The organism is Streptomyces sp. CA-249302 (assembly GCF_050936785.1).
Classification (GTDB): domain Bacteria; phylum Actinomycetota; class Actinomycetes; order Streptomycetales; family Streptomycetaceae; genus Streptomyces.
This window is the reverse complement of sequence record NZ_JBNJMG010000001.1, coordinates 7,234,700-7,258,921: the sequence shown is the minus strand read 5'-3', so window position 1 is coordinate 7,258,921 and position 24,222 is coordinate 7,234,700. Positions and strand designations below refer to the sequence as shown.

General features: G+C 69.3%; 21 protein-coding genes and 1 riboswitch. Of the genes, 13 read left to right on the top strand and 8 right to left on the bottom strand.

Annotation, left to right across the window (positions count from 1 at the left end):
• Window positions 1-63: 63 nt before the first annotated feature.
• Both ACQEWB_RS32975 and ACQEWB_RS32970 read right to left on the bottom strand, forming a co-directional pair.
• Entirely contained in the window at window positions 64-1,530 is a 1,467-nt protein-coding gene (locus ACQEWB_RS32975) for a sensor histidine kinase (protein WP_432844149.1), read from the bottom strand.
• Window positions 1,531-1,895: 365 nt separating this feature from the next.
• Window positions 1,896-2,516, bottom strand: coding sequence for a TetR/AcrR family transcriptional regulator (locus ACQEWB_RS32970; RefSeq protein WP_432837451.1), 621 nt, complete (start codon window positions 2,514-2,516; stop codon window positions 1,896-1,898).
• A 110-nt stretch (window positions 2,517-2,626) separates the two neighbouring features.
• Here ACQEWB_RS32970 and ACQEWB_RS32965 point away from each other — a divergent pair, with 110 nt between their 5' ends.
• Entirely contained in the window at window positions 2,627-3,379 is a 753-nt protein-coding gene (locus ACQEWB_RS32965; protein ID WP_432837449.1) for an SDR family oxidoreductase, read from the top strand.
• Window positions 3,380-3,399: 20 nt separating this feature from the next.
• On the opposite strand, the gene ACQEWB_RS32960 is transcribed toward ACQEWB_RS32965, so the two are convergent.
• Window positions 3,400-4,410, bottom strand: coding sequence for an SIS domain-containing protein (locus tag ACQEWB_RS32960; protein WP_432837447.1), 1,011 nt, complete (start codon window positions 4,408-4,410; stop codon window positions 3,400-3,402).
• A gap of 264 nt (window positions 4,411-4,674) precedes the next feature.
• Here ACQEWB_RS32960 and nagB point away from each other — a divergent pair, with 264 nt between their 5' ends.
• The gene (gene nagB / locus ACQEWB_RS32955; protein WP_432837445.1) at window positions 4,675-5,460 is read left to right on the top strand and encodes a glucosamine-6-phosphate deaminase; all 786 of its coding nucleotides are present in this window, start codon (window positions 4,675-4,677) and stop codon (window positions 5,458-5,460) included.
• A 113-nt stretch (window positions 5,461-5,573) separates the two neighbouring features.
• Here the strand turns inward: nagB and ACQEWB_RS32950 are convergent, their stop codons facing one another.
• The 4 genes from ACQEWB_RS32950 to ACQEWB_RS32935 form a co-directional block, all read right to left on the bottom strand.
• Entirely contained in the window at window positions 5,574-7,103 is a 1,530-nt protein-coding gene (locus ACQEWB_RS32950) for a glycoside hydrolase family 3 protein (RefSeq protein ID WP_432837443.1), read from the bottom strand.
• A gap of 9 nt (window positions 7,104-7,112) precedes the next feature.
• The gene (locus ACQEWB_RS32945; RefSeq protein WP_432837441.1) at window positions 7,113-7,976 is read right to left on the bottom strand and encodes a carbohydrate ABC transporter permease; all 864 of its coding nucleotides are present in this window, start codon (window positions 7,974-7,976) and stop codon (window positions 7,113-7,115) included.
• Entirely contained in the window at window positions 7,973-8,962 is a 990-nt protein-coding gene (locus ACQEWB_RS32940; RefSeq protein ID WP_432837439.1) for a carbohydrate ABC transporter permease, read from the bottom strand. The genes ACQEWB_RS32945 and ACQEWB_RS32940 overlap by 4 nt, the downstream gene beginning before the upstream one ends.
• A gap of 86 nt (window positions 8,963-9,048) precedes the next feature.
• The gene (locus ACQEWB_RS32935) at window positions 9,049-10,332 is read right to left on the bottom strand and encodes an extracellular solute-binding protein (RefSeq protein WP_432837437.1); all 1,284 of its coding nucleotides are present in this window, start codon (window positions 10,330-10,332) and stop codon (window positions 9,049-9,051) included.
• 309 nt (window positions 10,333-10,641) lie between these two features.
• Between ACQEWB_RS32935 and ACQEWB_RS32930 the strand changes: the two genes are divergently transcribed.
• From ACQEWB_RS32930 to ACQEWB_RS32885, 10 genes are all read left to right on the top strand, one after another.
• Complete coding sequence (locus tag ACQEWB_RS32930; RefSeq protein WP_432837435.1) at window positions 10,642-11,406, top strand: GntR family transcriptional regulator; 765 nt, start codon at window positions 10,642-10,644, stop codon at window positions 11,404-11,406.
• 74 nt (window positions 11,407-11,480) lie between these two features.
• Window positions 11,481-13,619 (top strand): carbon starvation CstA family protein, encoded by a 2,139-nt coding sequence (locus ACQEWB_RS32925; protein WP_432837433.1) that lies wholly within the window; start codon window positions 11,481-11,483, stop codon window positions 13,617-13,619.
• Window positions 13,591-13,791 (top strand): YbdD/YjiX family protein, encoded by a 201-nt coding sequence (locus ACQEWB_RS32920; protein WP_360839747.1) that lies wholly within the window; start codon window positions 13,591-13,593, stop codon window positions 13,789-13,791. Before ACQEWB_RS32925 ends, ACQEWB_RS32920 begins: the two co-directional genes overlap by 29 nt.
• A 145-nt stretch (window positions 13,792-13,936) precedes the next feature.
• Window positions 13,937-14,188 carry a DUF3311 domain-containing protein gene (locus ACQEWB_RS32915; protein ID WP_432837430.1) on the top strand — a complete coding sequence of 84 codons (252 nt, stop codon included), beginning with the start codon at window positions 13,937-13,939 and terminating at the stop codon, window positions 14,186-14,188.
• Window positions 14,185-15,807, top strand: a complete 1,623-nt coding sequence (gene mctP / locus ACQEWB_RS32910; protein ID WP_432837428.1) for a monocarboxylate uptake permease MctP — start codon at window positions 14,185-14,187, stop codon at window positions 15,805-15,807. The genes ACQEWB_RS32915 and mctP overlap by 4 nt, the downstream gene beginning before the upstream one ends.
• 68 nt (window positions 15,808-15,875) lie before the next feature.
• Window positions 15,876-16,379 (top strand): GNAT family N-acetyltransferase, encoded by a 504-nt coding sequence (locus tag ACQEWB_RS32905; protein WP_432837426.1) that lies wholly within the window; start codon window positions 15,876-15,878, stop codon window positions 16,377-16,379.
• Between the two features lie 53 nt (window positions 16,380-16,432).
• A riboswitch (cobalamin riboswitch) is annotated at window positions 16,433-16,562 on the top strand.
• A 124-nt stretch (window positions 16,563-16,686) separates the two neighbouring features.
• Window positions 16,687-19,062 carry a ribonucleoside-diphosphate reductase subunit alpha gene (locus ACQEWB_RS32900; protein ID WP_432837424.1) on the top strand — a complete coding sequence of 792 codons (2,376 nt, stop codon included), beginning with the start codon at window positions 16,687-16,689 and terminating at the stop codon, window positions 19,060-19,062.
• On the top strand, window positions 19,062-20,072 hold the full coding sequence (locus tag ACQEWB_RS32895; RefSeq protein ID WP_432837422.1) for a ribonucleotide-diphosphate reductase subunit beta: 1,011 nt from the start codon (window positions 19,062-19,064) through the stop codon (window positions 20,070-20,072). Before ACQEWB_RS32900 ends, ACQEWB_RS32895 begins: the two co-directional genes overlap by 1 nt.
• Before the next feature lie 274 nt (window positions 20,073-20,346).
• Window positions 20,347-22,404: a putative Ig domain-containing protein gene (locus ACQEWB_RS32890; protein ID WP_432837420.1), complete on the top strand. Its 2,058-nt coding sequence runs from the start codon at window positions 20,347-20,349 to the stop codon at window positions 22,402-22,404.
• A gap of 353 nt (window positions 22,405-22,757) precedes the next feature.
• Complete coding sequence (locus ACQEWB_RS32885) at window positions 22,758-23,012, top strand: hypothetical protein (protein ID WP_432837418.1); 255 nt, start codon at window positions 22,758-22,760, stop codon at window positions 23,010-23,012.
• On the opposite strand, the gene ACQEWB_RS32880 is transcribed toward ACQEWB_RS32885, so the two are convergent.
• Entirely contained in the window at window positions 22,979-23,158 is a 180-nt protein-coding gene (locus tag ACQEWB_RS32880) for a hypothetical protein (RefSeq protein ID WP_432837416.1), read from the bottom strand. The two genes, ACQEWB_RS32885 and ACQEWB_RS32880, sit on opposite strands and share 34 nt — an antisense overlap.
• Before the next feature lie 93 nt (window positions 23,159-23,251).
• On the opposite strand from ACQEWB_RS32880, the gene ACQEWB_RS32875 reads away from it, so the two are divergent.
• Window positions 23,252-24,217 (top strand): GlxA family transcriptional regulator, encoded by a 966-nt coding sequence (locus ACQEWB_RS32875; RefSeq protein ID WP_432837414.1) that lies wholly within the window; start codon window positions 23,252-23,254, stop codon window positions 24,215-24,217.
• Window positions 24,218-24,222 lie beyond the last annotated feature (5 nt).

Sequence of the window (24,222 nt, the reverse complement as noted above, 5' to 3'; positions counted from 1 at the left end):
GGCCTTCGAAGGTCCGGGGCTTCTTGCTGTCCATCCTGCTGTCCAGCGGCCTTGTGTACGGCGCTACTTGTGCGCCCGCACCGGTACGTCCAGGATCACCCGGGTGCCCCGCTCCGGTGCCGGGACCATGTCGAACGTACCGCCCAACTCGCCCTCCACCAGGGTCCGTACGATCTGTAGCCCCAGGTTGCCGGCGGTGTGCGGGTCGAAACCCTCGGGCAGGCCGACGCCGTCGTCCTGGACGGTGACCAGGAGGCGGGCCTCCTTGCTGGTGCCGCCGCGGACCGCGGAGACCTCGACCGTGCCCGTGTCGCCTTCGCGGAAGCCGTGTTCGAGGGCGTTCTGGAGGATTTCCGTCAGGACCATGGAGAGCGGGGTGGCGACCTCGGCGTCCAGGATGCCGAAGCGGCCGGTGCGGCGGCCGGTGACCTTGCCGGGCGAGATCTCCGCGACCATGGCGAGCACCCTGTCCGCGATCTCGTCGAACTCCACGCGCTCGTCCAGGTTCTGGGAGAGCGTCTCGTGCACGATCGCGATCGATCCGACCCGGCGGACCGCCTCTTCGAGGGCTTCACGGCCACGGTCGGACTCGATGCGCCGGGCCTGGAGGCGCAACAGGGCGGCGACCGTCTGGAGGTTGTTCTTCACCCGGTGGTGGATCTCCCGGATGGTCGCGTCCTTGGTGATCAACTCGCGCTCGCGGCGGCGCAGTTCGGTGACGTCCCGCAGCAGCACCAGCGAACCGATGCGGGTGCCCTTCGGCTTGAGCGGGATCGCGCGGAACTGGATGACCCCGTCCCTGGCCTCGATCTCGAACTCGCGCGGCGCCCATCCGCTGGCCACCTTGGCGAGCGCCTCGTCCACCGGCCCACGGGTGGGGGCGAGTTCGGCGGTGACCTTGCCGAGGTGCTGGCCGACGAGGTCCGAGGCGAGGCCCATGCGGTGATAGGCGGAGAGCCCGTTCGGCGAGGCGTACTGGACGATGCCGTCCGCGTCGAGGCGGATCAGGCCGTCGCCGACGCGCGGGGCGGCGTCCATGTCCATCTGCTGGTTCGCGAACGGGAAGGCGCCGGCGGCGATCATCTGCGCGAGATCGGAGGCGCTCTGGAGATACGTCAGTTCCAGGCGGCTCGGCGTACGCACGGTGAGCAGGTTGGTGTTGCGGGCGATGACGCCGAGGACGCGTCCCTCCCGTCGTACCGGAATCGACTCGACCCGGACCGGGACCTCCTCGCGCCACTCCGGGTCGCCCTCGCGCACGATCCGGCCCTCGTCGAGCGCCGCGTCCAGCAGGGGGCGGCGGCCGCGCGGGACGAGGTGGCCGACCATGTCGTCCTGGTAGGAGGTGGGGCCGGTGTTGGGCCGCATCTGGGCCACCGACACATAGCGCGTGCCGTCCCGGGTGGGCACCCAGAGCACCAGGTCGGCGAAGGAGAGGTCGGAGAGCAGCTGCCACTCCGAGACCAGCAGATGGAGCCACTCGAGGTCGGAGTCGTCGAGGGCGGTGTGCTGGCGGACCAGTTCGTTCATGGAGGGCACGTGTGCGAGCGTACCTGGCGGTATGTGGGTGGCCGAAAAGCGGCTTGAAACACCCGCGGGCCGCGGCGCCTGAGAGGGACCCTCAACCCTCCCGGCACCGCAGCCCGGAGCAATATCGGCCGCGGGGTGTGCGGTCCCGGTACCGGCCGAAGGTTGAGGAGCCGGGGCAGTCAGGGCAGAGAGCTCCGGATCCTCCGTCCGTCCTCCTGTGCGGGGAGGGCGGAAGTTCAGTTCAAGTGTGGACTAGACCACTACACGTGTCCATGCGTTGGAGGCTGTTCGTTGTTGTTATTTCTCGGACGCTCTCCAACTACTCGGACGCCCTAACACCACCACGCAGCCTAACCCGTGTGGGTTCATGTGCGGGGCCAGATCGCCATGGCAATTTCCGCGACCGCTTCCAGTTCCTCCCGGCTCGCCCCGTCCCGCGCCTGTTGGGACATGCCCTGGACGACCGCACCGGCATGCCGGGCGAGTGCGCCGGCGTCGGTACCGGTCGGAAGCTCCCCCGCCGCGACATCGGCCCGGATACGGCTCTCGACGGCGGCGATGTTGCCGTTGCGCCGCTCGCGCAGGGATCCTTCGACCTCGGGGCTGGTGCAGTTCGTGGCCGCGTGGATGACGAGACAGCCGTGCGGGCGGCCGGGTGCCGTGTACTCGGCGGCGGCCTCCCGCAGCATCCGCGACACGGCCGCCCGAGCGGTGGGCTCCTCGGCGAGGGCCTGGTCGGTGAAGGAGCCGTACCGCGTGCCGTAGACGGTCACGACCTCCTCGAACAGTGCGCGCTTGTCGCCGAAGGCCGCGTACAGGCTCGGGGCGCCGATGCCCATCACCCGGGTGAGGTCGGCGACGGAGGTCGCCTCGTACCCGTGCTCCCAGAACGCCATGACCGCCTTCTCCAGCGCGGTCTCGCGGTCGAAGGAACGGGGGCGGCCACGGGGCTTGACCTTGGTCTTCGTGTTGTCGGCGTCCACCATGGAGTGAATTATATAGCGGGCGCTAGAGAAATGTCGGCGGGCTGTTGTACGGTCTTTCTGTAGCGACCGCTAGACAATTCTGGAGGGGTGTCGGAATGAGGGGTGTCGGCATGGGTGTGCTCGCGGGCAGGACGGCTCTGGTGACCGGGGCGAGCAGGGGCATCGGGCGGGGGATCGCCGAGCGGCTGGGGCGCGACGGGGCACGGGTCGCGGTGCACTACGGGCGGAACGAGTCGGCGGCGAAGGAGACGGTCGCCGCGATCGAGGCGGCGGGCGGCTCGGCCTTCGCGATCGGGGTCGAGCTGGGGCGGCCCGGGGACGCGGCGGCTCTGTGGGAGGAGTTCGACCGGCACGCGGACGGGCTTGACGTCCTGGTGAGCAACGCGGCGATCGGGAACTCACGGCCGATCGAGGAGATAGCGGAGGACGAGTACGACCGGCTGTTCGCGGTGAACGTGAAGGCGCCGTTCTTCATCGTCAAGCAGGGCGCGGCGCGGCTGCGGGACGGCGGGCGGATCATCAACATCTCGTCGGGGCTCGCGCGCACCGCCGCGATGCCGCACAACATGGCGTACGCGATGACCAAGAGCGCGCTGGACGTCTTCTCGCGGGACCTGTCCAAGGTGCTGGGCCCGCGGGGCATCACGGTGAACTCGGTGGCGCCCGGGATCATCGACACGGACAACACCGCGGAGCTCCTGTACGGCAACCCGGACGGCTGGGCCCAGGCGGCGTCCTACTCCGCGCTGGGCAGGGTGGGCGAGACGGCCGACGTCGCGGACGTGGTGGCGTTCCTGGCGTCGGACGCCGGCCGGTGGGTGACGGGGAGCTGGGTGGATGCGACGGGGGGTTCGCTGACGTAGGGGTGGCCTGGCCGTCGGGGTCAGCGGGTCTCGGTCACCTTGGCCAGTGCGCGGGGTGCGTCCGGGTCCTGGCCGCGGGCGATGGTGACCTCGTAGGCCAGCAGTTGGAGGGGGATGATCTCCAGGATCGGCTGGACCTCCTCGGCCACGCCCTCGGTGGGCAGGACGAAGCCGGCGGAGGCCTGCTCGACCTGGTGCCGGGGACCGACGACGAACAGGTCGGCGCCGCGGCCACGCAGCCGGTCGAGCACGGGCTGGAGCGCCTCGCCGCCCTTGCCGTCGGTGACGACCGCGATCACCGGGGAGACGTTGTCGACCATGGCGAGGGGGCCGTGCAGGAGGTCGGCGCCGGAGTACGAGAGGGCGGGGATGTAGCTGGTCTCCATCAGCTTGAGGGCGGCCTCCTTGGCCGTGGGGTAGCCATAGCCGCGGGAGGTGATGACCATGCGTTCGGCGAAGCGGTAGCGGGCGGCGAGGGCACGGATCTCGTCCTGCCGGGCGAGCAGTTGCTCGGCGAGGTCCGGGAGCGCCTTGGCGGCGCCGCCGTCGCCGTCGCGCAGGCCCTCGACGAAGAGGTACAGGGCGAGCAGGGAGGCCGTGTAGGTCTTGGTCGCCGGGAGGGCCTTCTCCGGTCCGGCCATGATGTCGACGTGGTACTCGGAGACGCCGGCCAGCGGTGAGTCGGGGTTGTTGGTGACGGCGAGGGTGATCGCGCCGGCCTCGCGGGCGGCACGGGTCGAGGCGACCAGGTCCGGGGAGCCGCCGGACTGGCTGACGGTGATCACCAGGACGTCGGTGAGGTCGGGGTGGGCGCCGTACGCCGTGGTGGTGGACATCGAGGTGAGGCCGCAGGGGAGGCCGAGGCGGATCTCCAGGAGGTACTTGGCGTAGAGGGCGGCGTTGTCGGAGGTGCCGCGGGCGGTGAGCAGGACGAAGCGGGGGTTGCGGGCGGCGATCTCCTGGGCGACCTGCCGGATGCCGGGGGCGCCCTGCTCCAGGAGCCGGCGCAGCACGAGGGGCTGCTCGCCCATCTCGCGGGCCATGATCCGGCCGGGGACGTCGTTCTGGGGGCCGGGGTCGTGGCGGTCATGGTGGTCCTCCGGGTGAGTGCTGGGGCAGCGCCTATTTCACTCCCCCAGGGCGAATGATGTCTGTACTCCGTATTGAATGCCGGTGCCGCTCGCTCGCCCCCCGTTCCCCTCGACCTCTTTGTTCACCTCGCTCACCTGGGCTCCAGAGGGCACCTCTGTTAGATTGGTCTAAACCACATAGCCCTTCAGATCGGCAGGCCCAGCGTGGAAGTTGTCATCGTTCCGGACGCCAAGTCGGGCGGCGAACTCATCGCCGAGGCCATGGCACGGCTGCTGCGGCGCAAGCCGGACGCGTTGCTCGGGGTGGCCACCGGCTCGACTCCGCTGCCGATCTACGAGGCGCTGGCGGCGAAGGTGCGGTCCGGGGCGGTGGACGCTTCGCGGGCGCGGATCGCTCAGCTCGACGAGTACGTGGGGTTGCCGGCCGAGCATCCGGAGTCGTACCGGTCGGTGCTGCGGCGGGAGGTGCTGGAGCCGCTGGGGATCAGGATGGACGCGTTCATGGGGCCGGACGGGACGGCGGCCGACGTGCAGGGGGCGTGCGAGGCGTACGACTCGGCGCTGGCCGGGGCCGGGGGTGTCGATCTGCAGTTGCTCGGGATCGGGACGGACGGGCACATCGGGTTCAACGAGCCGTGTTCGTCGCTGGCCTCGCGGACTCGGATCAAGACGTTGACCGAGCAGACGCGGGTGGACAACGCACGGTTCTTCGAGGGCGACATCGATCAGGTGCCGCATCACGTGATCACTCAGGGGATCGGGACGATTCTCGAGGCTCGGCATCTTGTGTTGCTGGCGACGGGTGAAGGGAAGGCCGATGCCGTCGCCGCGACGGTTGAGGGGCCGGTTGCCTCGGTGTGCCCGGCGTCTGCGCTGCAGCTGCATCCGCATGCGACGGTGGTCGTCGATGAGGGGGCTGCGTCGAAGTTGAAGCTTGCGGACTACTTTCGGCACACCTTTGTCAACAAGCCGGAGTGGCAGGGGATTTAGCGGGTTCGTCTGCCTGGATCGGTTGTCTCCGGGGCGCGGGTTGTGCGTGGTTGATCGCGCTCACGCGGCGGAGCCGCAAATCGACACAGCCCCGCGCCCCTTCGGGGCGCGTTCTACGCCCCGGCGATGACCTCTGCCGCCGCCCTGCCGCACACCCTGGCCGCGCCATGAGTGGCAACGTAAAGAGCGCCTCGGGCAGGTGACTGCGGCAGGCCCATCTCGATGATGATCGTGTCGGGGCGGGTGCGGAGGAGGGTGTCCAGGGACTTGGTCATCCATCCGTGGCGGTGCTCGTCGCGTACCACGGCGACGATGCGGCGGGGGCCCGCCGCGGCCAGGGCTGCCAGGCCCGCGTCCTCGCCGGTGAAGGTGCCGGTCTCCGTGCCGGGGAGCAGGCGGGTGAGTTCCGCTGCCACACCCCAGGGGGTGTCGGCGCCGACGGCGAAGTTGGCGACGGGGCTGAAGGCGGCGACGTAGGGCGGGTCGGTGAGCGGGGTGAAGGCCTCTCCGCCGGTGATCCGCAGGGCCCGGCGCGCCGCGCGCAGGCCGACCTCGTCGTCGGCGGTCGTTGCCGTTCCTGCCTTGCCGGTCCCCTTCTCCTTGGCTGCCGCCGCCGCTGCCGTCCACCGGGCCAGCGACCGGACCCGTTCCGCCGCCTCCGCCAGGCGTTCCTCGGGGAGATCGCCGCTGCGGACCGCTGAGACCAGGGCGTCGCACAGGCGACGTACCGTCTCCTCGTCGGAGTGGCCGCCGCCCACGCAGATCGCGTCGGCGCCGGCGGCGACCGCGAGCACGCTGCCGCGTTCGATGCCGTGGGCCGCGGCGATGGCCTGCATCTCGATGCCGTCGGTGACGATCAGGCCTTCGTAGCCGAGTTCGCCGCGCAGCAGGTCGGTCAGGATCGTGCGGGACAGGGTCGCCGGGTGTTCCCGGTCCAGGGCCGGGACCAGGATGTGCGCGGTCATGATCGCCCGGGAGCCGGCGGCGATGGCCGCGCGGAACGGGGGCAGTTCACGGTCCGCGAGGATGTCGGCCGGGGCGTCGATGCGTGGCATCGCGTCGTGGGAGTCGACCGCCGTGTCGCCGTGTCCGGGGAAGTGCTTGGTGCAGGCCGCCACTCCGGCGGACTGGAGGCCGGTGACGTAGGCCGCGGTGTGGCGGGCGACCAGGTCGGTGTCGGCGCCGAAGGAGCGGACGCCGATGACCGGGTTGGCGGGGTTGGAGTTCACGTCGGCGGACGGGGCCCAGTTGAGGTTCACCCCGCAGGCGGCGAGGCGGCGGCCCAGCTCGGCGGCCACGTCGCGGGTCAGCTCGACGTCGTCCACCGCGCCCAGCGCGTTGTTGCCGGGGAAGGAGGAGCCGGTGCGCACCTCCAGGCGGGTGACGTCGCCGCCCTCCTCGTCGATGGCGACCAGGACGTCCTCGCGCTCGGCGCGCAACCGGGCGGTCAGCGTGGCCAGTTGCTCGGCCGAGGCGATGTTGCGGCCGAAGATGCCGACGGAGGCGAGGCCCTCGCCCAGGCGGCGCAGCACCCAGTCGGGGGCGGTGGTGCCGGTGAAGCCGGGCTGGAGGACCGTGAGGGCGTCGCGGGTGAGCCCGCTCTCCCAGTTGGACGCGGTGGTGCCGCTGGCGAATGTCGTCATCGGGTCGCGTTATCCCTTCACGGCGCCGGCGGTGAGACCCGCGGCCATCTTGCGCTGGACGAGCAGGAACAGGACGACGATCGGCACGGCCATCATGGTGGCGCCGGCCATCATCGGGGCGTATTCGGTCCCGTGCTTGGTGGTGAAGTTGCCGAGCCAGACGGTCGCCGTCTGGTTCTCCTGGCTCAGCAGCATCAGGGCGTAGAGGTACTCGTTCCACGCCTGGATGAAGGCGTAGACCGAGGTGGCGACCATGCCCGGGGCGAGCAGCGGGAAGACCACGCGGATGAAGGCGCCGGTGCGGGAGCAGCCGTCGACCATCGCCGCCTCCTCCAGCTCCTTCGGGATGTTGACGATGAAGCCGCGCAGGGTCCACACCGTGAAGGGGAGGATGAAGGTCAGGTAGGTGATAATCAGGCCGGAGAGCTTGTCGTACTGGCCCAGGTCGTTCAGGAGCAGGAAGACCGGGATGATCATGGCGACCAGCGGGACCATCTGGACCGCGAGGATGCCGACGATCACGACCTTGCGGCCGCGGAAGGCGAACCGGGAGATGGCGAGCGCGGCCAGCATGCCGACGACGATGCCGATCACGACGACCGTGAGCGACACGATGAGGCTGCGGCCGACCGGGCCCCAGAAGTCGGCGATGTCCAGCGCACGGCTGAAGTTGGAGAGCGTGAAGCCCGTGGGCAGCACGCTCGGGTCCGGGTCGATGGCGTCCTTGGCCGGCTTGAAGGCCGTGTTGAGCATCCAGTAGACGGGGAAGCCCGCAGCCAGGAAGACGAGGAGACCGAGGAGGTTCCAGCCGGCCTTCGACTTCCGGGGCCGGCCGGCCGCGGACGGGGTCCGCCCGGTGGTGATCGCGCTCATTCGACCTCTCCGATCTTCAGCATCTGGCGCATGTACACCGCGACCACGCCCAGCAGCAGCACGACGGTGATGAGGGCGATCGCCGAGCCCTGCGCGTAGTCGTTGACGACGAAGGCGCGGTCGTAGGAGTAGGTGGTCAGGATCTGGAACTCGGGCTCGGGATGGCCGTTGCGCATCACGAAGACCTGCGGGAAGACGCCCATGTCCCAGATGACCGACAGGGTCGTGAGCATCACGACGATCGGCTTGAGGATCGGCAGGGTGACGTACCGGAAGACGCCCCAGGCGCCCGCGCCGTCCAGCCGGGCCGCCTCCTCCAGCTCGGCGGGGACCTGGGTGAGTCCGGCGCTGAGCGTGATGACGACGAAGGGCACGGCTCCCCAGACCACCAGGAGCATGATCACGGCCAGGCCCTGCGGCCCGCTGGCGAACCAGTTGTGGCCGATCAGGTCCACGCCCGGCAGCTTGCTGAGCAGCGCGTTGAGGATGCCGTAGTCCGCGTCGAACAGCCACTTGAAGACCGTCGTCGCGACGATGATCGGCATGCCCCAGCTGGCCACCAGGGCGATGTTGACGAGCGTCTTCACCCAGCCGGAGACCCGCTGGAGGAGCAGGGCGATCAGCATGCCGGCGACCATCGTGAAGATCACGCAGCCCGCCGCGAAGACGATCGTGCGGACGACGACCTGCCAGAACTCGCTGTCGTCCAGCACATTGGTGAAGTTGGCGAAGCCCACCCAGTCGGCCGGCTGGAAGCCCCACAGCTGGGACTGCCCGAACTTCTGGAACGACAGCGTGACCAGCCGGACCAGCGGATAGCCCATGACCAGGGCGAGGATCGCCAGACAGGGCGCGAGCAGCAGCCATGGCGTGGCCGCGCCGCCCGAAGTCCGGCCTCTGCGTGGCGGGGTCGGGGCGGCCGGTGGTGGCGCCGCCTGACGCGGGGGCGGCACCTTGGCGGGTGTGGTCGTGTCTGCGGCACTCATCGCGCGCTCCTCAGCGGTCCCTCAGGTCGTACGAGGAGCAGGGCCCCGTCCTCCGCGGGGAGGCGGTACGGGGCCCTGCTCACAGGTCACTTGGTGTTGATGACCTTGTCGATCGCGGCGTCCGCTTCCTTCGCGGCGGCCTCGACCGTCTCCTTGCCGGTGCCGATGTTCTGCAGCATCGTCTGCAGGACCTGGGCCTTCTCGACCTGGCCCCAGCCGGGCGCCATCGGGACGAACCAGTTGGACTCGGCCGCGGTGGCCGGGACCGCCGTCGCGGGGTCGTTCTTCAGGGTCGCGAGGTCGGTCTTGTTGTTGGGCAGGTTGCCCTTGGCCATCAGGCCCTTCTGGCCGGAGGGGCCGGTGAAGGCGTTGATCCACTCGGCGGCGACGCCCTGCGCCTTGGACTTGACCGGGATCGCGAGGTCCGAACCGCCCAGGAAGACGGGCATGTTCTTGCCGGACGGACCCGGCATCACGAAGTTCTCGAGGTTGTCCTTGAGCTTGCCGGTCTTGTCGTTCTTCGGGTCGGCCGCGGTCGCGCCCTCCCACGCGGCGCCGAAGATCATGCCGGACTTGCCCTGGCCGTAGACGATGTAACGGTCGGACTCGTCCTTGGTCTTGTCGCCGTGCATGTACTTGTCGACGACGTTCTTGAACTCGGTCAGGCCCTTGATGGACTCCGGCGAGGACAGGCTGCCCTTCCACTGGCCGCCCGACTGCGTGGCGATGGCGCCGCCGGCGTCGTAGACGAAGGACATGGCCGCGTACCAGTCACGGGTGGGCTGGTACCAGGCGGAGAACTTGTCGCCCTCCTTCTTCTGCACCTTGTCCAGGGCCGCGGTGAGCTCGGCGTAGGTCGTCGGCGGGGTCTTCACGCCGACCGAGGCGAAGACGTCCTTGCGCCAGTTGGCGACGCGGCCACCGGCGTAGTAGGGGACGCCGTAGGTCTTGCCGTCGTAGGTGACCGAGGCCTTGAGGCCGTCCAGCCAGGCGGCGGAGTTGGTGAACTTCGAGGCGTCCACGGGGGCGAAGGCGCCCTTCACCATGTAGCTCAGCATCTCGGTGTTGCCCATCTCGACCACGTCGGGGGCCTTGTCCGTGGCGAGGACCGCGTCCAGCTTGGTGTTCTTGTCCGGCCAGCCGTAGTACTCGTGCTTGATCTTGATGCCGGGGTGCGCCTTCTGGACCGCGGCGTCGGCCGCCTTCACCAGGTTCGGCCAGTTGTTCTGGGCGTCCACGGTGAGCCAGACGGTCAGTTCCTTGGCGTCCGCGCCGCTGTTGGAAGAGCCGTTGTCGTCATTGCCCCCACATGCCGCGATGGAGACCATCATGCCCGCGATACCGATCGCGGCTATCAGCTTGCGCTTCACGCCGAACCCTCCTCAGGGATGCCCACACCTCCCGTCCCCCAGGCCGGGACCTGAACCAATGGTGTAGACCAGTAGGGGGAGCTTGGACCAGACCAGAAGACCTGTCAAGAGTCCTCGAAACGGCCCTGACCAGCCGTTATGGGACCTACATATGCAGGAACCTTTAAGTAAGAAGGCAGCGAAAACACCGGCGCCGGAGTACTCTCGTCCGCTAGACCACTTGGCTCTGTGGACTAGACCAAAAGAGACGGCGACGGTATACAGAAGGGATCACGAAGTGACCCGCATCCGGAGCCGGGAAGGCAGCGCATGAGCACCGACGTCAGCAGTGCGGAGAACGAGGGTGGAGCGAGTGTCCGTACCGCGCGCGTGCCCAAGTACTACCGCCTGAAGAAGCACCTGCTGGACATGACGGAGACGCAGTCGCCCGGCACCCCGGTACCGCCCGAGCGCACCCTCGCCGCCGAGTTCGACACCTCCCGCACGACCGTGCGCCAGGCCCTCCAGGAGCTGGTCGTCGAGGGCCGCCTGGAGCGGATCCAGGGCAAGGGCACCTTCGTCGCCAAGCCGAAGGTCTCCCAGGCGCTGCAACTCACCTCTTACACCGAGGACATGCGGGCCCAGGGCCTCGAACCGACCTCGCAGCTGCTGGACATCGGCTACATCACCGCCGACGACCGCCTCGCCGAGCTCCTCGACATCACGGCCGGCGGCCGCGTCCTGCGCATCGAGCGCCTGCGCATGGCGAACGCCGAGCCGATGGCCATCGAGACGACCCACCTGAGCGCCAAGCGCTTCCCGGCCCTGCGCCGCTCACTCGTCAAGTACACGTCCCTCTACACCGCCCTCGCCGAGGTGTACGACGTCCATCTCGCCGAGGCCGAGGAGACGATCGAGACGTCCCTGGCGACCCCGCGCGAGGCGGGCCTGCTCGGCACGGACGTGGGCCTGCCGATGCTGATGCTCTCCCGGCACTCCCTGGACCGCGAGGGCCAGCCGGTGGAGTGGGTGCGCTCGGTGTACCGCGGCGACCGCTACAAGTTCGTCGCACGTCTGAAGAGGCCTGTCGAGTAGTGCAGGTGGTGTAGCGCAACTGCCGTTCCTGCTCTACGTTCCTCCCGTCGCCGCATGGACGGGAGGACATCCCAGTGCGTACCGCGAACGTCCGATCCATCGTCATCTGGACCCTTGTAGCGCTGATCGGTGCGGCGGGCTGGTCCGTGCTCGCGCTCGCCCGGGGCGAGGACGTCTCGGCCGCCTGGATGGTGGCGGCCGCCCTCGGCTCGTATGCGATCGGCTACCGCTTCTACTCGAAGTTCATCGCCAACCGGGTGCTCAAGGTCGACGGCACCCGCGCCACACCGGCCGAACGCCTCGACAACGGCATCGACTTCCACCCAACCGACCGCCGCGTGCTGCTCGGCCACCACTTCGCCGCGATCGCCGGCGCCGGCCCGCTGGTCGGGCCCGTGCTCGCCGCGCAGATGGGATACCTGCCCGGCACCATCTGGATCATCGCGGGGGTGATCTTCGCCGGGGCCGTGCAGGACATGGTGGTGCTGTTCTTCTCGACCCGGCGGGACGGCAGGTCGCTGGGCCAGATGGCCCGCGAGGAGATCGGCCCCTTCGGCGGCGCCGCCGCGCTGATCGCCGCCTTCGCCATCATGATCATCCTGCTCGGCGTGCTGGCCCTGGTCATCGTGAACGCCCTCGCCGCCTCCCCCTGGGGCACCTTCTCCATCGCGATGACCGTCCCGATCGCCCTGCTGATGGGCTTCTATCTACGAGTACTCCGCCCCGGCCGGGTCTCCGAGGTCTCGCTGATCGGCGTGGCCCTTCTGCTGCTCGCCCTCGTCGCCGGCCGCTGGGTCGCCGAGTCGTCCTGGGCGGACGCCTTCACGCTGGCGCCCTCGACGCTGGTCGTCTGGCTGGTGGCGTACGGCTTCATCGCCTCGATCCTGCCGGTCTGGATGCTCCTCGCACCCCGCGACTACCTCTCCACCTTCATGAAGATCGGCACGATCGGCCTGCTGGCGCTGGGTGTTGTGATCGCGCTGCCGACGCTGAAGATGGACGCGGTGACCGACTTCGCCTCCCGCGGCGACGGCCCGGTCTTCGCCGGCTCGCTCTTCCCCTTCGTGTTCATCACCATCGCCTGCGGGGCGCTGTCCGGCTTCCACTCGCTCATCTCGAGCGGTACGACGCCGAAGATGATCCAGAAGGAGACGCAGGTCCGCATGATCGGCTACGGCTCCATGCTGATGGAGTCGTCAGTGGCGATCATGGCGCTGGTCGCGGCCGGCATCATCGACCCCGGCCTGTACTTCGCGATGAACGCACCGGCCGGCGTGATCGGCACCACCGTGGACAACGCCTCGCAGGTGGTGACCGGTTGGGGCTACCACATCTCCCCCGCCGACCTCGCGCAGGCCGCGAAGAACGTCGAGGAGTCCACGCTCCTGTCCCGCACCGGCGGCGCGCCCACCCTCGCCATCGGCGTCTCGGAGATCTTCTCCAAGGTCACCGGCGGGAGCCTGCGCGCCTTCTGGTACCACTTCGCGATCATGTTCGAGGCGCTGTTCATCCTGACCGCGCTGGACGCGGGCACCCGGGTGGGCCGGTTCATGCTCCAGGACACGCTCGGCAACGTCATCCGGCCCTTCAAGAACGTGAGTTGGAAGCCCGGCCTGGTCATCACCAGCGGGATCGTCTGCGCCCTGTGGGGTTACTTCCTCTGGGTCGGCGTCCACGAACCCCTCGGCGGGATCAACCAGCTCTTCCCGATCTTCGGCATCTCCAACCAGCTGCTGGCCGCCGTCGCCCTGGCCGTCTGCACGACCCTGCTGGTGAAGTCCGGACGCCTCAAGTGGGCCTGGATCACCGGCATTCCGCTCGCCTGGGACGCCACGGTCACCCTCACCGCCAGCTACCAGAAGGTGTTCTCCGGCGACCCCAAGGTCGGCTTCTTCAAGCAGCGTTCGGTCTTCCAGGACGCGATCGACGCGGGGAAGGTGCTGCCGCCGGCCAAGAACATGGACGACATGCACACCGTGGTCACCAACTCCACGGTGGACGGCGTACTTTCGGCCGTTCTCGCGGTCCTGATCGTCGTCGTCATCGCGGACTCCCTGCGCGTCTGCGTCCGACATGTCCGCCGCCCCGCCCTGTCCACGCTCAGCGAGGCGCCGTACGTCGAGTCCCGGATCACCGCGCCGGCGGGGCTGATCCCGACACGGGAGGAGAAGGAGGAGGCGCGCGATGCGGTCGGCGCTGGTACGGGCGGCTAGGAGTGTGCGCTGGTACGTGCGCGAGCTGACCGACGAGTCGGCGTACGACCGGTACGTGGCGCACGTACGAAAAGACCATCCACAGGCCGAAGTTCCGTCCCGCCGCGAGTTCGAGCGGATGCGGACCGACCGTCAGGAGGAGGACCCGCGGCAGGGCTTCCGGTGCTGTTGACACCGATGTCCGGCTTTCACTGAATCGACATACCGATATACGGACGAGGTCTTCCGCTCCCTTTACACGGTGACCTAGATTGCCTGCGCATTACACAAGTGATCACAGGCGATCACAGGTATCGGCGAGGGGACGGAACCGCGGTATGTCAGATGTGCCTGAAGTGAGAGCTCCGGTGGTGACGCCGGTCCGCGTGGTGATCGCCCTCTGCCTCGTGGCACCGTTCGTGGCGTTGCTGTGGGTCGGCTCCTACGCCAAGACGGACCCGGCGTTCATCGGCATCCCGTTCTTCTACTGGTACCAGATGCTGTGGGTGCTGATCTCCACGGCGCTGACCATGACCGCGTACACGCTGTGGCAGCGTGACCAGCGCGCCCGTCGTGGGGGTGCCCGGTGAAGGACGGCGTGAACGGCGTCGCGCTCGGCGTCTTCATCTTCTTCTTCCTGGCCGTCACGGTCATGGGCTTCCTGGCGGCACGCTGGCGCAAGGCCGAGAACGAGCACTCGCTGGACGAATGGGGCCTGGGCGGACGGTCGTTCGGCACCTGGATCACCTGGTTCCTGCTGGGCGGCGACCTGTACACGGCGTACACCTTCGTCGCCGTACCGGCGGCGATCTACGCGGCGGGCGCGGCCGGCTTCTTCGCGGTGCCGTACACGATCCTGGTGTACCCGCTGATCTTCACCTTCCTGCCCCGGCTCTGGTCGGTCTCGCACCGCCACGGGTACGTCACCACCTCCGACTTCGTGCGCGGCCGCTTCGGCTCGAAGGGGCTTTCGCTGGCGGTCGCGGTCACCGGCATCCTGGCGACGATGCCGTACATCGCGCTCCAACTGGTCGGCATCCAGGCCGTGCTGGACGTGCTGGGCCTCGGCGGCGGTACGGACTCCAACTGGTTCGTGAAGGACCTGCCGCTGCTGATCGCCTTCGGCGTGCTGGCCGCGTACACCTACTCCTCCGGTCTGCGGGCCCCCGCCCTGATCGCCTTCGTCAAGGACGCGCTGATCTACATCGTCATCGCGGTGGCGATCATCTACATCCCGATCAAGCTGGGCGGCTTCGACGACATCTTCGCCTCGGCGAACGACAAGTTCACGAAGGCGGGCGCCGGCGCCCTGGTGTCGCCCCCGGCGGCCCACTGGACGTACGCCACACTGGCGTTGGGCTCCGCGCTCGCGCTCTTCATGTACCCGCACTCGATCACCGCGACGCTCTCCTCCAAGAGCCGTGACGTGATCCGCCGCAACACCACGATCCTGCCGCTGTACTCGCTGATGCTGGGCCTGCTCGCGCTGCTGGGCTTCATGGCGATCAAGAGCGGGGTCGACGTCACCAACCCCCAACTGGCCATCCCCCAGCTCTTCGAGGACATGTTCCCGAGCTGGTTCGCGGGCGTGGCCTTCGCGGCGATCGGCATCGGCGCGCTGGTGCCGGCGGCCATCATGTCGATCGCGGCAGCGAACCTCTTCACCCGCAACATCTACAAGGACTTCATCAAGCCGGACGCTACGCCGGAGCAGGAGACCAAGGTCTCCAAGCTGGTGTCCCTGCTGGTGAAGGTGGGCGCGCTGGTCTTCGTCCTGACGATGGACAAGACGGTGGCGATCAACTTCCAGCTCCTGGGCGGCATCTGGATCCTCCAGACCTTCCCGGCGCTGGTCGGCGGCCTGTTCACCCGCTGGTTCCACCGCTGGGCGCTGCTCGCGGGCTGGGCCGTCGGCATGATCTACGGCACGGTCGCCGCGTACAACGTGGCCTCCCCCACCAACCCCGACCAGAAGCACTTCGGCGGCTCCAACGCGGAGATCCCCGGCATCGGCGAGATCGGCTACATCGGCCTGACGTCCTTCGCCCTGAACGCCCTGGTGACGGTGGTCCTGACCTTCGTCCTGAAGGCCGCGAAGGCCCCGGAGGGCATCGACGAGACCAACCCGTCCGACTACACGGCGGACGCGGGCGATCCGGGAGTGGAAGTGGAGCTTCCGCCCGCTACGGCAGGTGCATCTCACCAGTAGTCACGGTGATCAATGGGTCGTCGGAAAACCGGCGGCCCATTGTCGTACCTGCCAGGCAGACTCTGGCCATGGACATCCAGATCCGCCCGGCGGACCCCACCGAATACGACGCCCTCGGCGAGATCACCGCCCAGGCCTACCTCCAGGACGGCCTCCTGGCCTTCGGAGACGAGGACGACTGGTACCTGGGCGAGCTGAGAGACGTGGCGAAGCGCGCCGCCCACGCAGAGGTCCTGGTCGCCGTCTCCCGCACGGAACTGCTCGGCGGCGTGACCTTCGCCCCCGCATCCGGCCCCATGGCGGAGCTGGCCCGCCCCGGCGAGGCCGAGATCCGCATGCTCGCGGTGGCCCACGCGGCCCGCGGCCGTGGCGCCGGCGAGGCCCTGGTCCGTGCCTGCGTCGACCGCGCGCGAGCAGCCCAGTGCACCGGCGTCGTCCTGTCGACCCAGCACACGATGCACGCCGCCCACCGCATCTACGAACGCCTCGGTTTCCGCCGTGCGCCGGGCCGCGACTGGAACCCGATCCCCGGTGACGAGTTCACTCTCCTCACCTACGAGTTGACGCTCTGAGACGACACGCGACACAACATCTGGGGGCGTCACCGCAACCCGGCACAAGATGTATGCTCATGCTCGCTGTCGCCGCAGGGGAATCCGGTGCGAATCCGGAACTGTCCCGCAACGGTGTACTTGTGCACGCCTTGTGCGTGTACGGGAGTCAGTCCGAGGACCTGCCGACAGTGCGCCCGGCCGCCGTGGCCCGGGTGCCATGACGTCCGGGCCTCGTGGAATGGGCCGGTGGACGCGACGCCGTGCGCGCTCGTGAGCTGCCCCCTGCCCTCCGCAAGGCCCCGTGCCCAGCGAGGGAGAGCCCCACGTGACCATCGCGCCAGCCGACCCGGCCTCAGCGTTCGCCCCTGTGGAACAGGACGGTCCCGCGGCCGCGTTGCTGCGGACCCTGACCGAGCTGACCGCCGACCTCCCCGACGCCGACCCCGGCCGGGTCGCCGCCGCCGCACTCCGCGGCCGGTCAGCGCGGGGGGCCGTGCCGGATGTCCTCGTGGAGTTGCGCGAGCTGGCCACGGAGGCGGCGGCCGGGCTCATCTCCGAGGACCCGGCGTACAGCAGGCTGGCGGCCAGGCTCCTCACCGTCAGCATCGCCGCCGAGGCCGCCTCCCAGGGCGTCACCACGTTCACCGGGTCCGTCGCCGTCGGCCATCGGGAGGGCCTCATCGCCGACCGTACGGCGGAGTTCGTGCGCGTCCACGCCGTGCGGCTCGACGCGCTCGTCGACCCGGCCGGCGACGACCGCTTCGGCTACTTCGGCCTGCGCACCCTGCACAGCCGCTACCTGCTCCGGCACCCGATCACCCGCAAGGTCATCGAGACGCCCCAGCACTTCATGCTCCGGGTGGCGAGCGGTCTGGCCGAGGACACCGTGCTCGATTCAGAAGCGGGGACCCGCGCCCTGGACGAAGTCGCCGCGCTCTACCGCCTGATGAGCCGGCTCGACTACCTCCCCTCCTCCCCCACCCTGTTCAACTCCGGTACCCGGCACCCCCAGATGTCGTCCTGCTACCTCCTCGACTCCCCCGTCGACGAGCTGGACTCCATCTACGACCGCTACCACCAGGTCGCCCGCCTCTCCAAGCACGCCGGCGGCATCGGCATCGCCTACTCCCGCGTCCGCAGCCGCGGTTCGCTGATCCGCGGCACCAACGGGCACTCCAACGGCATCGTCCCGTTCCTCAAGACGCTGGACGCGAGCGTCGCCGCCGTGAACCAGGGCGGCCGGCGCAAGGGTGCCGCCGCCGTCTATCTGGAGACCTGGCACTCCGACATCGAGGAGTTCCTGGAGCTGCGCGACAACACCGGTGAGGACGCCCGCCGTACGCACAACCTGAACCTCGCGCACTGGATCCCGGACGAGTTCATGCGCCGGGTCAACGCCGACGAGCAGTGGAGCCTCTTCTCCCCCGCCGACGTACCGGAGTTGGTGGACCTGTGGGGCGAGGAGTTCGACACGGCCTACCGCAGGGCGGAGGCGGCCGGGCTGGCCCGCAGGACCATCCCGGCCCGCGACCTCTACGGCCGCATGATGCGCACCCTCGCGCAGACCGGCAACGGCTGGATGACCTTCAAGGACGCCGCGAACCGTACGGCGAACCAGACGGCCGAGCCGGGCCACGTCGTCCACTCCTCCAACCTCTGCACGGAGATCCTGGAGGTCACGGACGACGGGGAGACGGCGGTCTGCAACCTGGGTTCGGTCAACCTCGGCGCGTTCGTGGTCGACGGGGACATCGACTGGGAGCGCCTGGACGAGACGGTCCGTACGGCCGTCACCTTCCTCGACCGCGTGGTCGACATCAACTTCTATCCCACCGAGCAGGCGGGACGTTCGAACGCCCGCTGGCGCCCGGTCGGCCTCGGCGCGATGGGCCTCCAGGACGTCTTCTTCAAGCTGCGTCTGCCCTTCGACTCCCCCGAGGCCAAGGCCCTTTCGACCCGGATCGCCGAGCGCATCATGCTCGCCGCGTACGAGGCCTCCGCCGACCTGGCCGAGCACAGCGGCCCGCTGCCGGCCTGGGACAGGACCCGTACCGCCCGCGGAGTCCTGCACCCCGACCACTACGGCGTCGAGCCGACCTGGCCGGACCGCTGGGCCGCCCTGCGCGAGCGCGTCGCCGCGGTCGGCCTGCGCAACAGCCTGCTGCTGGCCATCGCCCCCACGGCCACCATCGCGTCGATCGCCGGCGTCTACGAGTGCATCGAGCCGCAGGTCTCCAACCTCTTCAAGCGCGAGACCCTCTCCGGCGAGTTCCTCCAGGTCAACTCGTACCTGGTGAACGAGCTCAAGCAGCTCGGCGTCTGGGACGCCCGCACCCGCGAGGCGCTGCGCGACGCCAACGGCTCGGTGCAGGACTTCGCCTGGATCCCGGCCGACGTGAAGGCGCTCTACCGCACGGCGTGGGAGATCCCGCAGCGCGGCCTGATCGACATGGCCGCGGCCCGCACCCCGTACCTCGACCAGTCCCAGTCCCTGAACCTGTTCCTGGAGACCCCGACCATCGGCAAGCTCTCCTCGATGTACGCGTACGCCTGGAAATCGGGCCTGAAGACGACGTACTACCTCCGCTCCCGCCCGGCGACCCGCATCGCCCGCGCGGCACAGGCGACCCTCCCCGTACAGACGACGGACGCCGTCGCCTGCTCCCTGGAAAACCCCGAGTCCTGCGAGGCCTGCCAGTAATGCCCAGCAACCAGAACCTGCTCGACCCCGGCTTCGAGCTCACCCTCCGCCCCATGCGCTACCCGGACTTCTACGAGCGCTACCGGGACGCCATCAAGAACACCTGGACCGTCGAGGAGGTCGACCTCCACTCGGACGTCGCCGACCTCGCGAAGCTGTCGCCGATGGAGCAGCACCTGATCGGCCGGCTGGTCGCCTTCTTCGCGACGGGCGACTCGATCGTCGCGAACAACCTGGTGCTGACGCTCTACAAGCACATCAACTCCCCCGAGGCGCGGCTGTACCTGTCGCGCCAGCTCTTCGAGGAGGCCGTGCACGTCCAGTTCTATCTGACCCTCCTGGACACCTACCTGCCCGACCCGGAGGACCGTGCCGCCGCCTTCGCGGCCGTGGAGAACATCCCGTCCATCCGCGAGAAGGCCGGCTTCTGCTTCAAGTGGATCAACGAGGTCGAGAAGCTGGACCGCCTGGAGACCAGGGCCGACCGCCGCCGCTTCCTCCTCAACCTGATCTGCTTCGCGGCCTGCATCGAGGGGCTCTTCTTCTACGGCGCCTTCGCGTACGTCTACTGGTTCCGCAGCCGCGGCCTGCTGCACGGTCTCGCCACCGGCACCAACTGGGTGTTCCGCGACGAGACCATGCACATGAGCTTCGCGTTCGACGTGGTCGACACCGTCCGCAAGGAGGAGCCGGACCTCTTCGACGACGAGCTCGGGGAGCAGGTGACGGACATGCTGCGGGAGGCCGTCGAGGCCGAGCTCCAGTTCGCCCGTGACCTGTGCGGCGACGGGCTGCCGGGCATGAACACCGAGTCCATGCGCCAGTACCTGGAGTGCGTGGCCGACCAGCGGCTGACCCGGCTCGGCTTCGCCCCGGTGTACGGCTCCGAGAACCCCTTCTCCTTCATGGAGTTGCAGGGCGTCCAGGAGCTGACCAACTTCTTCGAGCGGCGCCCGTCCGCGTACCAGGTGGCCGTGGAGGGCACGGTCGACCTCGACGAGGACTTCTAGCCCCCGTCCAGCCCCGCCAGGCCCTGGACGGCCCATGGAGCTTCCATGGGCCGTCCATGCATCGGCTATGGAGCGGCAAAGTTCTTCCGGCGCATCTGGCTCCGCATCCTCGGCCCCGGCTACGTTCTGCCCGTCCCGCCATGTCCACAACACAGGCACAGGACGCCCAAATGTGTCATGCCCATGACGGCATCGCGCACCGCCGCCGCTACGCGCGTCACAGGCCTGCCACCTGCGTCGAGAACCCCACTCCAACGACGGAGGCAGTACCCCCATGCGTGAGAAGACCGGACGGAGTCTGCGAAGACTCCTGACCACCGCCATACCCGCCCTCGCCCTCGGCCTCGCCGGGTTGGTCGCCGCACCGGCACACGCGGCACCCGCGGTGTCCGCGACGGCCCACACCACCCGGGTCACCCAGAACGCCAAGGCCCTCACCTCCCCCGACCGGCAGACCTTCCACTCCACCGGCAAGGCGGGGCAGAAGGTGCCCACGAAGCACCTGTGCGCCACCGCCGCCCCCGGCCAGGCGGCCTGCTTCGCGCAGCGCCGTACCGACATCAAGCAGCGGCTGGCCTCCGCGGTCGCCGCCGCCGCGCCCTCCGGCCTCAGCCCGGCCAACCTGCACAGCGCCTACAACCTGCCGTCAACGGGCGGGTCGGGCCTGACGGTTGCCGTGGTCGACGCCTACAACGACCCCAACGCGGCCTCGGACCTGGCCACTTACCGTTCGACCTACGGCCTGTCGGCGTGCACGGTCGCCAACGGCTGCTTCAAGCAGGTCAGTCAGACCGGTTCGACGACCTCGCTGCCCTCCAACGACTCCGGCTGGGCCGGCGAGGAGGCGCTCGACATCGACATGGTCAGCGCCGTCTGCCCCAACTGCAACATCATCCTGGTGGAAGCGAACTCGGCCACCGACTCCGACCTCGGCACCGCCGAGAACGAGGCCGTCGCGCTGGGCGCCAAGTTCGTGTCCAACAGCTGGGGCGGGGACGAGTCCTCCTCCCAGACCAGCGAGGACACCTCGTACTTCAAGCACCCGGGTGTCGCGATCACCGTCTCCGCGGGTGACTCCGGCTACGGCGCCGAGTACCCGGCGACCTCCCAGTACGTGACGGCGGTCGGCGGCACCGCCCTCTCCACGTCCTCCAACTCCCGCGGCTGGACCGAGTCCGTGTGGAAGACCAGCTCCTCCGAGGGCACCGGCTCCGGCTGCTCGGCGTACGACTCGAAGCCGAGCTGGCAGACCGACACCGGCTGCACCAAGCGCATGGAGTCCGACGTCTCGGCGGTCGCCGACCCGGCCACCGGTGTGGCCGTGTACGACACCTACGGCGGCTCCGGCTGGGCGGTCTACGGCGGTACGAGTGCCTCGTCGCCGATCATCGCGGGCGTGTACGCCCTCGCGGGCACCCCGGGCTCCAGCGACTACCCGGCGAAGTACCCCTACTCGCACACCGGCAACCTGTACGACGTGACCAGCGGCAACAACGGCTCCTGCTCGACCTCGTACTTCTGCACCGCCGCCACCGGCTACGACGGCCCGACCGGCTGGGGCACCCCCAACGGCACCACGGCCTTCGCCTCCGGCAGCACCTCCGGCAACACGGTGACCGTCACCAACCCGGGCAGCCAGTCGACCACCACCGGCAGCTCGGTCAGCCTCCAGATCAGCGCGACCGACAGTGCGAGCGCGACCCTGACCTACAGCGCGAGCGGACTGCCGACCGGCCTGTCCATCAGCAGCTCGACCGGCCTGATCTCGGGCACGGCGTCCACCGCGGGCACGTACCAGGTCACCGTCACGGCGAGCGACAGCACGGGCGCCTCCGGCTCGGCCTCCTTCAGCTGGACCGTCGGCTCCTCCAGCGGCACCTGCACCTCGTCGCAGCTGCTGGGCAACGCCGGCTTCGAGTCGGGCAACACCACCTGGACCGCCACCAGCGGTGTGATCACCAACTCCAGCAGTGAGTCGGCGCACGCCGGGTCCTACTACGCCTGGCTCGACGGGTACGGCTCCACCCACACCGACACGCTCTCCCAGTCGGTGACCGTGCCCACCGGCTGCAAGGCCACCTTCACCTTCTACCTGCACATCGACACCGCGGAGACCTCCAGCAGCACCGCGTACGACAAGCTGACGGTCACCGCCGGTTCGACCACCCTGGCGACGTACTCGAACCTCAACGCCGCCTCCGGCTACGCGCAGAAGTCCTTCGACCTGAGCTCGTACGCGGGCTCCACCGTCACCCTGAAGTTCAGCGGTGTCGAGGACTCCTCGCTCCAGACCAGCTTCGTCGTCGACGACACCGCCGTCACGACCAGCTGACCCCGTAGGAACGGGCAGAACCCGGAGCCCCGGTCGCCGCCTTCGCGGCCGGGGCTCCGGTGTGCTCCGGTGTGGATCCGTCGGAGCCGGTCACACGTCAGAAGGGAGAGGAGGCCCCCAATGCGCCGAACGATCCCCCACACGACCGTCGCACTCGCCGCGCTCACCCTGGTGCTGGCCGGCTGCGGCAGCCAGACCGACAGCGGCAAGGGCGGCGACGGCGGCAGCGTGTCGTCTTCCCCCAACCGTCGTCTTCCCCCACGGGCACGGGCACGCCGTCCACGAGCCCCACGGGCTGTACGTCCGCCTCGACGCTCGACGCGGCCGACAGCGGCCGTACCGTGTGCCTGGCGGTGGGCGAGACCCTGCGGATCAACCTTGACGGCACCGCCAAACGGCCCTGGAAGCCGGTCTCCGGAAACGGTTCCGTGCTGGAGGCGACCAACGCCGGAATCGTCCTCCAGACGGGCGACGCGAACGCCGCGTTCAAGGCGGTCAAGGACGGCAGGACCCGGCTGGAGTCCACGCGGCCGCTGTGCGCCGCCCAGCCGGGCCGGGTCTCGTGCCTGGGGATTCAGGAGTGGTGGGTCACCGTGGTGGTGAAGTAGCGCCGGCGGGCCTGCTGGGCCTTGCGGATCTGACGGTCCATGCGACGGTCGTGCGCGATGCCCAGCAGGGACGGGAGGACCACGAGTACGAGGATTCCGAGAACGGTCAGCATTCCGATCAGCCCTTCGAGGTGTGCCGTATCCATGTACACCACTGTCGCGCCGATAGCTCCTTACAAACAGTGGCAGGACTGCCGTAGACCCTCGAAATACTGCCAATGCCGAGGCATACTGGGAGCATGCTGAAAAACGTCGCCGCCGTCGTGCTGGACGGCGTGAACCCCTTCGAACTCGCCGTCGTCTGTGAGGTGTTCGGCACCGACCGCAGTGACGACGGACTTCCCGTGTACGACTTCGCGGTCGCCTCGGCCGAGGGGCCCGTGCTGAGTACGCGCGCGGGCTTCTCCATGCAGGTCGAGCACGGTCTGGAGCGGCTGGAGGAGGCCGACCTGATCGCCGTGCCGGCGGGCGCCCGCTTCGAGAGCCGGGAGTTCCCGCCGGAGCTGCTCGACTCGCTGCGGCGCGCGGTCGACCGGGGCGCCCAGGTGCTCAGCGTCTGCTCCGGCGTCTTCGTGCTCGCCGCGGCCGGACTCCTTGACGGCCGCCGCTGCGCCGTGCACTGGCACCACGCGGACGAGCTGGCCCGGGCGTACCCGGCGCTGACCGTCGAGCCCGACGTCCTGTACGTCGACGAGGAACCGGTGATCACCTCCGCCGGCACCGCCGCCGGCATCGACGCGTGTCTGCACATCGTGCGCAAGGAGCAGGGCCCGGAGGTCGCCAACAAGATCGCCCGGCGGATGGTGGTGCCGCCGCACCGGGACGGCGGACAGGCGCAGTACATCGAGCGGCCGCTGCCGAAGAACTCCTGCGACACCGTCGGCGAGGTCCTGGTCTGGATGGACCGGCACCTCGACGAGGACGTCACCGTCGAGCAGCTCGCCGAGCGCGCGCACATGTCGCCGCGCACCTTCGCCCGCCGCTTCCAGCAGGAGACGGGGACGACTCCCTACCGCTGGATCCTGCGCCAACGAGTGCTACAGGCCCAGCGGTTGCTGGAGGCGACGGACGAGACGGTGGACGCGATCGCCGGCCGGACCGGGTTCGGCAACGCGGCCGCGCTGCGTCACCAGTTCGCGCAGGCGATCGGGACCACCCCGCATGCCTACCGGCGCACGTTCAGGGGGCCGGAGGCGGCCGCCTGACCCCT

Excerpts from the sequence above, each read along its gene's own strand:
- ACQEWB_RS32975 (WP_432844149.1), bottom strand. The coding sequence starts at position 1,530 with ATGAACGAACTGGTCCGCCAGCACACCGCCCTCGACGACTCCGACCTC.
- ACQEWB_RS32970 (WP_432837451.1), bottom strand. The coding sequence starts at position 2,516 with ATGGTGGACGCCGACAACACGAAGACCAAGGTCAAGCCCCGTGGCCGC.
- ACQEWB_RS32965 (WP_432837449.1), top strand. The coding sequence starts at position 2,627 with ATGGGTGTGCTCGCGGGCAGGACGGCTCTGGTGACCGGGGCGAGCAGG.
- ACQEWB_RS32960 (WP_432837447.1), bottom strand. The coding sequence starts at position 4,410 with ATGGGCGAGCAGCCCCTCGTGCTGCGCCGGCTCCTGGAGCAGGGCGCC.
- ACQEWB_RS32950 (WP_432837443.1), bottom strand. The coding sequence starts at position 7,103 with ATGACGACATTCGCCAGCGGCACCACCGCGTCCAACTGGGAGAGCGGG.
- ACQEWB_RS32945 (WP_432837441.1), bottom strand. The coding sequence starts at position 7,976 with ATGAGCGCGATCACCACCGGGCGGACCCCGTCCGCGGCCGGCCGGCCC.
- ACQEWB_RS32940 (WP_432837439.1), bottom strand. The coding sequence starts at position 8,962 with ATGAGTGCCGCAGACACGACCACACCCGCCAAGGTGCCGCCCCCGCGT.
- ACQEWB_RS32930 (WP_432837435.1), top strand. The coding sequence starts at position 10,642 with ATGAGCACCGACGTCAGCAGTGCGGAGAACGAGGGTGGAGCGAGTGTC.
- ACQEWB_RS32920 (WP_360839747.1), top strand. The coding sequence starts at position 13,591 with ATGCGGTCGGCGCTGGTACGGGCGGCTAGGAGTGTGCGCTGGTACGTG.
- ACQEWB_RS32915 (WP_432837430.1), top strand. The coding sequence starts at position 13,937 with ATGTCAGATGTGCCTGAAGTGAGAGCTCCGGTGGTGACGCCGGTCCGC.
- ACQEWB_RS32905 (WP_432837426.1), top strand. The coding sequence starts at position 15,876 with ATGGACATCCAGATCCGCCCGGCGGACCCCACCGAATACGACGCCCTC.
- ACQEWB_RS32895 (WP_432837422.1), top strand. The coding sequence starts at position 19,062 with ATGCCCAGCAACCAGAACCTGCTCGACCCCGGCTTCGAGCTCACCCTC.
- ACQEWB_RS32890 (WP_432837420.1), top strand. The coding sequence starts at position 20,347 with ATGCGTGAGAAGACCGGACGGAGTCTGCGAAGACTCCTGACCACCGCC.
- ACQEWB_RS32880 (WP_432837416.1), bottom strand. The coding sequence starts at position 23,158 with ATGGATACGGCACACCTCGAAGGGCTGATCGGAATGCTGACCGTTCTC.
- ACQEWB_RS32875 (WP_432837414.1), top strand. The coding sequence starts at position 23,252 with ATGCTGAAAAACGTCGCCGCCGTCGTGCTGGACGGCGTGAACCCCTTC.